General features: G+C 55.1%; 11 protein-coding genes. 5 read left to right on the plus strand and 6 right to left on the minus strand.

Going from position 1 to position 9161, the window contains the following annotated elements:
• Nucleotides 1–236: 236 nt before the first annotated feature.
• From cysQ to H3Z84_RS00835, 3 genes are all read right to left on the minus strand, one after another.
• Nucleotides 237–1004 carry a 3'(2'),5'-bisphosphate nucleotidase CysQ gene (cysQ, locus tag H3Z84_RS00825; RefSeq protein ID WP_058341266.1) on the minus strand — a complete coding sequence of 256 codons (768 nt, stop codon included), beginning with the start codon at nucleotides 1002–1004 and terminating at the stop codon, nucleotides 237–239.
• A gap of 104 nt (nucleotides 1005–1108) precedes the next feature.
• Entirely contained in the window at nucleotides 1109–2446 is a 1338-nt protein-coding gene (locus H3Z84_RS00830) for a type II toxin-antitoxin system HipA family toxin (RefSeq protein ID WP_228285749.1), read from the minus strand.
• Nucleotides 2355–2693: a helix-turn-helix domain-containing protein gene (locus tag H3Z84_RS00835; RefSeq protein WP_199455915.1), complete on the minus strand. Its 339-nt coding sequence runs from the start codon at nucleotides 2691–2693 to the stop codon at nucleotides 2355–2357. The genes H3Z84_RS00830 and H3Z84_RS00835 overlap by 92 nt, the downstream gene beginning before the upstream one ends.
• 241 nt (nucleotides 2694–2934) lie before the next feature.
• On the opposite strand from H3Z84_RS00835, the gene H3Z84_RS00840 reads away from it, so the two are divergent.
• A complete protein-coding gene (locus H3Z84_RS00840) occupies nucleotides 2935–3606 on the plus strand; it encodes a transposase (protein WP_228285750.1) in 672 nt (223 codons plus the stop codon).
• Nucleotides 3607–3664: 58 nt separating this feature from the next.
• The gene (locus H3Z84_RS00845; RefSeq protein ID WP_199455916.1) at nucleotides 3665–3919 is read left to right on the plus strand and encodes a type II toxin-antitoxin system ParD family antitoxin; all 255 of its coding nucleotides are present in this window, start codon (nucleotides 3665–3667) and stop codon (nucleotides 3917–3919) included.
• Nucleotides 3920–3941: 22 nt separating this feature from the next.
• Here H3Z84_RS00845 and H3Z84_RS00850 read toward each other — a convergent pair whose 3' ends face one another.
• Nucleotides 3942–5303: an MBL fold metallo-hydrolase gene (locus tag H3Z84_RS00850; RefSeq protein ID WP_199455917.1), complete on the minus strand. Its 1362-nt coding sequence runs from the start codon at nucleotides 5301–5303 to the stop codon at nucleotides 3942–3944.
• A gap of 183 nt (nucleotides 5304–5486) precedes the next feature.
• Here H3Z84_RS00850 and H3Z84_RS00855 point away from each other — a divergent pair, with 183 nt between their 5' ends.
• From H3Z84_RS00855 to H3Z84_RS00865, 3 genes are all read left to right on the plus strand, one after another.
• A complete protein-coding gene (locus H3Z84_RS00855; RefSeq protein ID WP_154707664.1) occupies nucleotides 5487–6026 on the plus strand; it encodes a hypothetical protein in 540 nt (179 codons plus the stop codon).
• Entirely contained in the window at nucleotides 6019–7347 is a 1329-nt protein-coding gene (locus H3Z84_RS00860; protein ID WP_199455918.1) for a hypothetical protein, read from the plus strand. The genes H3Z84_RS00855 and H3Z84_RS00860 overlap by 8 nt, the downstream gene beginning before the upstream one ends.
• A gap of 254 nt (nucleotides 7348–7601) precedes the next feature.
• On the plus strand, nucleotides 7602–8132 hold the full coding sequence (locus H3Z84_RS00865) for a c-type cytochrome (protein ID WP_228286583.1): 531 nt from the start codon (nucleotides 7602–7604) through the stop codon (nucleotides 8130–8132).
• Nucleotides 8133–8178: 46 nt separating this feature from the next.
• On the opposite strand, the gene H3Z84_RS00870 is transcribed toward H3Z84_RS00865, so the two are convergent.
• Nucleotides 8179–8478, minus strand: coding sequence for a CcdB family protein (locus tag H3Z84_RS00870; protein WP_199455920.1), 300 nt, complete (start codon nucleotides 8476–8478; stop codon nucleotides 8179–8181).
• Entirely contained in the window at nucleotides 8478–8723 is a 246-nt protein-coding gene (locus H3Z84_RS00875) for a type II toxin-antitoxin system CcdA family antitoxin (protein WP_199455921.1), read from the minus strand. Before H3Z84_RS00875 ends, H3Z84_RS00870 begins: the two co-directional genes overlap by 1 nt.
• Nucleotides 8724–9161: the final 438 nt, after the last annotated feature.

Genomic DNA, 9161 nt, shown 5'->3' on the forward strand with positions numbered 1-9161 from the left:
CATTGAATTCTCTGGAGATGCGGTTGAAGCTGGCCCCGCCGTCGAGGTAAAGCTTCACCATCTTTAATTTGAATGCTTCACTATGTGTTCTTGTCATGTGACTCCCCAAAAGTCGGTGTCCAACTTTCGGGGGTCACTTCAGTACCGGGGGTCTGACCCGCTTTAAAACTTTCAGGCTACCAAGGGGTCGGGCCCTACGTGGCCCGACCCACCCTTCTTATGCGTCAATCACCAGCTCAGAAATACCACCCACCGGCCGCTATGAAATGCGGGTTCAGAATATCCTCCTTGCCATACACCAACGGCTTGCCATCCACCGTCTGTACTTGCCCACCAGCCGCAAGGAGAATGGCATGGGCCGCAGCAGTATCCCATTCACTGGTGGGGCCCATGCGCGGGTAGATGTCGGCATGGCCTTCGGCGATGCGGCAGAATTTCAGGGAGCTGCCGGCTTGCACGGTTTCGTGGGGGCCGAGTTTGTCGATGAAGGCGCGGGTTTCGTCGTTCAGGTGGTTTTTGCTGGCCACCACCCGCAAGGTTTCCCGAGGTTCCGCCACGCGGATTCTGTGTACCCGGCCGGTGCGATCGCGCATGTGGGCGCCTTCGCCTTTGATGCCCCAGAAGGCTTCTTTCAGGGCCGGCGCGGTGACCACGCCCATCACCGGCACGCCGTCTTCGATCATGGCGATGTTCACGGTGAATTCGCCGCTGCGCTGGGTGAAGTCCTTGGTGCCGTCGATCGGATCAATCAGCCAGAACCGACGCCAGCTTTTGCGCTCTTCCCAGGGAATCTCCGCACCTTCTTCCGAAAGAATCGGAATGTCCCGGCTGATGTTACGCAGCCCCTTGTAGATGATCTCGTGAGCTGCCTCATCTGCCGCGGTAATCGGCGAGTTGTCTTCCTTGTAGCGCACCTTGAAATCGGACTCGTAGATATGAAGCACCTTCTCACTGGCCTCATCCGCCAGCCTGATCACATCCGGAAGTATGGAGCTGTAGTGCATGATTGCATCCTGCCTGACCGTTTTCCTCCATGTTAACAAATTTTGGGGGTCAGACCCCCAGTACATTTTTCGGGGTGAAATGTATTCTGGGTCTGACCCGGACTTCAGGAACGCTGCAGGGAGAAGGGGTTCAGAAATTGGCGTTGCCACAGGAGGTTTGCATCTACGGTGCTCAGCGCTGCTTCGTCGCACACGTCGGCCCAGTGGGTGTTTATGGTGCTGATCAGGTGGTCGAAGATGTCTTCGGCTTCTGATGGGGATAACAGAAATGAAGGCGCAGCCTTCAGGCAGGTAGCCAGCTGGCTCAGATTGTTTTGGCCCGCAATCAGCATAGCCTGAGAGGCTTCGTTGCCTGTTCTGCCTTGGGGGCAAATGTCGTAAGCCGGGGTGAGTTGAAGTTGCCGACCATCCCAGAAGGCTGCATGGTTTCTGGCGTGGTCATCCGTGTTGCCGCACAAGACGTTAAATACCAGACGGGTAAAGAGTTCTCGAAGGGCTTCAATGGGGTTTGCGAACCGGTGCCGTATGATTTCAGCGAAGTCTTCGTAACTGGCATAGCGCGCCATCATATCGTCCAGGCCCAGAATGGTGAGCGCCGATACCACGGCTTTCCTGGCCCAGCCTTTGGCTGTGTGCTCCCGGTCGAAGCGCTCGATCAGTAGGATATCCCGATTGGCCACGGAGGTCAGCCGCACCGGCGCGACACTTAGCCCCGCTATGGCTGCCAAACGCATGGCGATGTATTCGGCTTTGACTACGTTGTAGATGTCGGTAGTTGAGGAGAATTTGGCGATGTATTTTTTTCCGCCGTCTTCAATCAGTGCCTTGGGCCGGGCGCCACCGATGGAACTACCGTGGAACAACGCCTGGTCCAACTCCGGCGTTAGCGGAATTCCTTTTTCAACCCGGTCGGCCGATGCTAGCAATTCTTCAAGGGTGGCATTTTTTGCAGCTCGCGCCTCGTAGTTTGTCGGCGAACGCTGAAAATCCAGAGCTCCGATTCGGTCGGAGCCGGATTCGAGCAGGTAGGTTATTTCATCCAGCTGTGCGGGATCTATACCTGCGCCCTTCAGACCAAGGCACTTGTTAATGATCACCCTTCTGCCCCAGGCATCGGGCGCAGCATCCCGAATGCAACCGGGCATTTCCAACCCTTCAGGCGGCTGGATTACGCCCCTGCCCAATGGTAGCTCCGGTTCATAGATCGGAATGGCTGCCGGCGTTTGCTTAATTCGGCTCAAGTAACTCTTGCCGTATGTGAAGCTGAGCCGACCGTTCTCCGCTTCCAGCCGGCCCGCCACAACCGGCTCAACCTGACCGGGCAGCCAGATCCAGACATACGCTTCGTTATCAGAAATCATCATCCACTTCCGGCCTTGGTTTTCTTGCCGACTTTGGCAGCAAGGCCAGCGTCTGTTTTGCAGTGGCCAGAGCCCTTCCAAGCGCTGCAGGATCCTCCTCAAAAAGAGGGATCGAAAGAATCGTAGCCACCTCGAACACGGCACCAATGGCGCAGGCTGGGTCTGCTTTTTCGATACGCTGAAGCATGCTTCGAGATATGCCCGCCCGCTCTGCCAGCTCCTGTGCTGTCAGTTTTTGCCGGAGGCGCTCACTTCGGATGGACGTAGCGAGCAGCTCGAGGGCTGTTCGATTGTATCTGGAATATGGCCTGCTACTTATTTTCGACATAGTGATTTATTAAAAACTCATTTTAAACCTTTATGAGTAATTAATAACTCATTATGGTGAAATTGCAACCCGCCAGCTTTCAAAACGGGGTCAGACCCCCAGTACATTTTGCGGGGTGAAATGTATTGGGGGTCTGACCCGGGGTTGAAATTTTGGCGCAGGTGGGGCAGATTGTTGCGCTTTCAAATTAATCCACAAGGAATGTGTGATGCCCCGCCGACCAAGGATTTGTCCGGCCGGGATGCCCCAGCATGTGATTCAGCGGGGCAATAACCGGCAGGTTTGTTTTCAGGATTTGTCTGATTTCGCCACCTATTCGATGTATCTCACGCGCTACCAGGAGAAGTTCGAGGTAGATATTCACGCGTGGGTGTTCATGACCAACCACACCCACCTGCTGGTAACGCCGAAGACTGATGACGGGCTGTCGGCTTTTATGAAGTCGATCGGGCAGTCTTACGCGCAGTATTACAACGCCCGGTACGAGCGCACCGGAGGCTTGTGGGAGGGGCGTTTCAAGTCTTGCCTGGTGGATACCGAGGAGTATTTCCTGCAATGCCAGCGCTACATTGAACTGAACCCGGTGAAGGCGGGCATGGTGGATTACGCCGGCGAATACCAGTGGTCCAGCTACCTCTGCCATGCCTACGGCAGCGGTTCGCGCTTTCATGCGCCCCACCCTTGTTACCTGGAATTGCAGCCGGATGCCGATCAGCGGCTGGTCAGTTATCGCAACTTTGTGGCCAGCCCGATGGCGGAGGCGGTGGAAGACCAGATTCGCTATTCCGCGATTGCCGGGCTGGCGCTGGGTTCTGAGGGTTTCCAGAAGCGGATGAAGGAGCGGTATGGGGATGCTGCGGGCACCGGGACGGCTCCGGTGGGGTTTCGGCGGGAGCGGGTTTCCTGGATTTGATTCATGCGTGCCTCGACTGGCAATCTTTGCCATAATTTACCGTCAGGAGGGCTTATTTATGGCAACCATGAACATTTCCCTGCCCGAAGCCATGAAACACTGGGCGGAGCAGCAAGCGCAATCCGGGCGCTATTCGAATACCAGCGATTACGTGAGGGATCTGATTCGCAAGGATCAGGACAGATTGCGCAAGATTGAAGAACTGCAAGCTCTCGTTACCGCCGGCATTGCCAGCGGGCCGGGAACACGCTCTATGGATGAGCTGAGAGCTGCTGCTAAAAAGCTAGCCATGGAGCGAGAGGATTGGGTTTAGCGGCGTTTTGCCGCCTGCAGCTTCAGATCTCCACCTCCTCAAACAACTCCGGCACCTCCGCATGCCAACCAAATTTCTCCGTGATGCGCTTGCGCATGGTATCGCTGGAGAGCATTTCGCCGTGGGTAACGTACACGCGCTCGGGTTTCAGGTGACCCTGCTCCAGCCAGGCCAGGATTTCGTTGTAGTCGCCGTGGGCGCTCATGGAGTTCAGGTTGTGGATTTCAGCCTTCACGGGCCAGTATTCACCGTGGATCTTGACATCTTCGGCGCCGTTTACCAGCGCATCGCCACGGGTTCCGGGGGCCTGGAAGCCGGCGAAGACGACACTGTTGCGCGGGTTCGGCAGCAGGGTTTTCAGGTGGTGCAGCACGCGACCGCCGCTGGCCATGCCGCTGGCGGAGATGATGATGCAGGGATAGCGGGCGGCATCCAGCTCGATGGATTCTTCCACCGTGCGCACGAACTGGGTTTTATCATCGATCAGTTCGCACTGAGCATGGTTCAGTTTGTGCTCTTTATGGTGCTTGATGAAGATCTCCGTGGCTTTGATGGCCATGGGGCTGTTCAGGTACACCGGCAATTTGGGAATTTTGCCCTCGCCCATCAGTTTATGCACCACGTATAGCAACATCTGCGCACGGCCCACAGCGAACGCAGGCATCAGCGTGATACCCCCACGCCCGGCGGTTTTGGTGATAATTTCAGACAGCTCCCGCTCCGGGTCAGACTCGCCATGGGTGCGATCGCCGTAGGTGGATTCGCACACCAGCACATCCGCCTTCTGTAACGGCTCCGGCGGGCGCATGATGATGTCATCCTGCCGGCCCACATCACCACTGAACACCACGGTACGGTCCGCACCTTTATGGTGAACATGCACGCAAGACGAGCCCAGAATATGTCCGGCTGGAGTGAAGGTAACTTCAAAGCCTTTCACCGGCTCGAATTTCTCGTGGTAATGCAGGGATTCGAAGTGCTTGAGCGCTTCCCAGGCATCCTTCTCGGTAAAAAGCGGCTCCGGGTGCTCGTGCTTGGAAAACTTCTTCCGAAACGCGTACTTGGCGTCTTCTTCCTGCAGGAAGCCCGCATCCGGCAGCAACACTTTGCACAGCTCATGGGTGGCCTTGGTGCAGTAAATCTTGCCCTTGAATCCATTCTTCACCAGCGCTGGCAGGTAACCGGAATGGTCAATATGCGCATGGGTGAGCACCACCGCATCAATGGTGGAAGGGTCCACCGGAAACTTCGCCCAGTTCCGCCGCCGCAGGGTTTTCACGCCCTGATACATGCCGCAGTCGACCAACAGGCGATGGGAGTCATCTGAAAGCAAATAACGGGAGCCGGTTACGGTGCCAGTACCACCAAGGAAGCGAAGTTTCATAGGCGTGTATGTCCTTGTCTGCCGAATGATATTTCCAGCTTACCCCGTACTGCGGGTCAGACCCAAAAACATTTTGCGGGGTGAAATGCATTTGGGTCTGACCCCGAATTGATAAGATTGTAACGTTATGTATACAATCACGCCGGGTTCAATGACGACCCTGACATTTCAATGGAGCTGAACATGAAGAAGGAACTGCTGTGCCTGCCGTTGGCACTGGCGCTTGTCGCATGTGGAGATAACGACAGCGACACCTCGAAATCCGCCTCTCAACCACCGGAAACACCCCCTGCAGTTACACTGCAATCCCTTGAGGACTCCGGAGAAATACCCAAACTCGATCGAAGTGCATCACTGCCCGGTACGGACACCGACACTAATGGCATTCGTGATGATATCGACGAATACATTTCCCTCCAGTTCTCCGACACCGAACAGGTTGCCGCGGCTAACCAGGCGGCAAAAGCAAATCAGTCGGTGCTGAGTACAGACCTTACAAACCCCACGGCCGTTCGCCAAACCAACCAGCTGATCTCTCGCGCCACTGCCTGTATTTACGAGGTATTTGGTGATGCCAACTCTGGCGCGGAACCGGCTGTCGTGTCCCGGAACCTGGAAGCCGTTACATTCAACACAGAAGAACGATTGAAACAGTACATGGAGTTCAACAAAGCGCTGGATGGTTCATCCTGGTCGCTGCCGGAGGGAAACAGTTGTGAATAAGCAAACACGGAAGTTTGTCAGCGTTGGAATGGCCATCTTGCTGGTAGCAGCAATGCCTATTCAGGCATGGGCACAAGCTGTTGAAACAAGGAATCTTTGCCGGGATTCGGGAATTATCTTTGCATTTTTTAATGGGGTGCAGACCACTAGCGCCGAAGCTCATCGTGCGCTGAATGAGTTTCGCCGTATTCATGGCAACGAACGAGCCGACGGCGAGAACATTCGCTACGAGGTCATGTATAACCACACCAACGGCCTCGAAGATTTCGTAGAAACTTTCCAGCAACGGGTTCTCGAGCAGGAGCAGATACTTCACGGCCGCTTCGAGCTCGCACTGGAACTCATCAACGGTGGCGGCACCTGGTGGGAGAAGCTGGGGCAACTGGCAACCACCCTGCCCCAGATTCGCGATGACTTCCTGGACTGGTACCGTGCATCTATCGTGGAATCACTGACTTCACTGGCAGGCAATCCGCCAACTCTCAACAACTACGCAGAGCATCAATCACGTCTTGATACCTGGATAGTTGAGGGTAAACAGATAGTGATGGTCGCTCATTCACAAGGGAACCTCTTTGCCAATTCCGCTTATGATTATGCTGCATCTCAAACCGATGCCGAATCATTGAAACTGGTACATATTGCACCAGCGACACCCATAGCCAACGGGCCTCATCGCCTCGCGGACAAAGACCTTGTCATCAACGCCCTTCGGGCTACCGGAGGTGTGCAGGACATAACTGACATTATCCCAGCCTATCTGGATCGCCCGGCGGGCCTGAATGGTGAAACAGACATCCTGGGGCACGGGCTTCTGGAGATTTACCTTAACCCTGCACTGAATATTGGTGCCGCAGTTGTGGGAGATATCGAGAATGAACTGGCAGCTGTGCAACCACCAGAGATGCCGGCAGAAGCCGAGACAGGGTTCTTTACCGCCACACTGACCTGGAACGGTACTGGCGATGTCGACCTGCACGTGTATGAACCCGGCGGTTCCCATGTCTTCTATCAGACCATGAGCGGACAATCCGGCTACCTGGATGTTGATAACACCACAGCCAATGGCCCCGAACACTATTTCGCATCTTGTGAAGCAGAAACCCTGCAAACCGGTACTTACCAGGTTGGCATCGCCAATTACAGTCGCGCAGATGGCAGAACAGCGACACTGCAGATTGCCTCCTTTAAAGACGGCGCTCTGGGCACCAGAAGCGTAACGCTTGGCGAACCCACCGGCGATGCTCCCTCGCACATGATGTTTGACGTAGAAGTAACAGAAGACAACGAATCCGGCGAGTTCGAGGTTTCCATCAGATAATCAACGAAGCAGGTCAGCCCCGTACATTTTGCCCGGCAAAGTGTATCGGGGGTCTGACCCCAAGTTGGATTTTATTGATCTTTAGCAAGAATGGCCTGCGGGTATGTCTATATTCTTGGCACAATTTTCAGATGGCAGGGTGCGAGATGCTGCGGAAGTTGTGTACGGGTGGCTTGTTGGTAGCCGGAATGATGGCTGCGCCGGTGGCGTTTTCCCAATCGGTTCACCAAGCTCTGAGTGAGCTGGAATCGATTATGGCCGATGATTCCCGGCGCGATGCCGCCTATGCTGCGGGCAAGGAGCGCATCCTGTTTTGCGGCTCTTGCCACGGGAAAGACGGCAACAGCAGGCGTGACTACATTCCGAATCTGGCCGACCAGCACCCGCTTTACCTGTTCGAGCAATTCGAGAAGTTCGGCAACGGCGTGCGTGAAGACTACGTGATGAGCAAGCTGGCGCAAACCCTCACCGTGGAAGAGCGCATCAACATTGCTGTGTACTACTCCCTGCAACAAGCCAAGCCCCGCACCAGCCCTGCTCCCGATCTGATCGACGCTGGCCGCGCCAAGTTTCAGGCGAAGTGCTCTGCCTGCCATGGCAAAGAGGCCGAAGGCTTCCGCGACATGCCCCGCCTGGCCGGCCAGCCTTCGGAATACATCAAGATCGCGCTTAAACGCTTTAAAGACATGGACCCAGCGGTGCAGAGCTCGCCAATGATTGGCATTGCCGCGCCGTTGACGGCCGGGGATGTTGAGGAGCTGGCGGCGTTTTTGACGACTTTGTGATTTTTGGGGTGGGGGTCAGACCCCCGGTACATTTGGTGGGGTGGAATCAAAAGCCCAAAAACAGCATATCCAGTGCTGCGACAATTTCATCCTGCAGCTCAGCAAGGCTACCGGAGCAAAAGCGCAACTCAGTTTCCGGTACAGCGGCCATATATTGAGTAGCCATGACGACTTCCATGCCGTTGATGCTGAACACCGGATTGAGCCTCTGCGCAGGGAATGGCGCCGACGATTTGGGCAGTAACGGCACGACTACTCGTGTGTTCAAGCCACTGAGAAGGTCGGACTGTACATCCAGCAGGTACCCTGCTCCTTGTTCATTTTCAAAAATATCGAAACGGGACATCAGAACTGCCGATGTCGCGCAAGAGGCAAGCCGTTGGCTTCAACGTAGGCATTCGAGCTTTCAATCGCCTCGGCATTCTCGTTAAGCCATTTGCTCCGCTTATGAAGTTTGACTGCTTCCGCAATTCCTGCCTCTGCAGACCGCGAGACATTGATTCCAAGGGATTTTGCCTCTTTAAGAAGAGCGCTATCCAGCGACAGATTCGTCGGTTTACGTATGGATTTCGCAGCTTCAGTAGTTCGCATGGCATGCCCCCTCGAACAGTATTTGAATCAGTATATGCGCATGGTTCTTAGGCATCAACAGTGCACAGGCAACGCCTGGAGCCTGTCGATGACCGGGTCAGGCTAGTGTCCAAGCGAGTGCCTACCCATGATTAACGCGTGAAGCCCCACAGCCCGGTACATTTGGCAAAGCGAAATGTATCGGGGGTCTGACCCCGCTATTGAAGTGACCCCCGAAAGTTGGACACCGACTTTTGGGGAGTCACATGACAAGAACACATAGTGAAGCATTCAAATTAAAGATGGTGAAGCTTTACCTCGAGTTATGGTGATTTCTGGTGTATGGAAGCAGGCTGAAGGGGTGGCGTATCCTGTTGGTTGATCACCGCCAAGATCACAACCAACAGAGGAATGATACGCCATGTCCGAGTCTAACCTGCATGCTCTTTCACAACCAGA

It is taken from the genome of Marinobacter sp. bablab_jr003 (genome assembly GCF_016464245.1).
GTDB classification, from domain to species: Bacteria; Pseudomonadota; Gammaproteobacteria; order Pseudomonadales; family Oleiphilaceae; genus Marinobacter; species Marinobacter vinifirmus.

Bases quoted from the DNA above. Each gene is read 5' to 3' on its own strand.
- cysQ (WP_058341266.1), bottom strand. From the start codon at position 1,004: ATGCACTACAGCTCCATACTTCCGGATGTGATCAGGCTGGCGGATGAG.
- H3Z84_RS00835 (WP_199455915.1), bottom strand. From the start codon at position 2,693: ATGTCGAAAATAAGTAGCAGGCCATATTCCAGATACAATCGAACAGCC.
- H3Z84_RS00840 (WP_228285750.1), top strand. From the start codon at position 2,935: ATGCCCCAGCATGTGATTCAGCGGGGCAATAACCGGCAGGTTTGTTTT.
- H3Z84_RS00845 (WP_199455916.1), top strand. From the start codon at position 3,665: ATGGCAACCATGAACATTTCCCTGCCCGAAGCCATGAAACACTGGGCG.
- H3Z84_RS00850 (WP_199455917.1), bottom strand. From the start codon at position 5,303: ATGAAACTTCGCTTCCTTGGTGGTACTGGCACCGTAACCGGCTCCCGT.
- H3Z84_RS00855 (WP_154707664.1), top strand. From the start codon at position 5,487: ATGAAGAAGGAACTGCTGTGCCTGCCGTTGGCACTGGCGCTTGTCGCA.
- H3Z84_RS00865 (WP_228286583.1), top strand. From the start codon at position 7,602: ATGGCCGATGATTCCCGGCGCGATGCCGCCTATGCTGCGGGCAAGGAG.
- H3Z84_RS00870 (WP_199455920.1), bottom strand. From the start codon at position 8,478: ATGTCCCGTTTCGATATTTTTGAAAATGAACAAGGAGCAGGGTACCTG.
- H3Z84_RS00875 (WP_199455921.1), bottom strand. From the start codon at position 8,723: ATGCGAACTACTGAAGCTGCGAAATCCATACGTAAACCGACGAATCTG.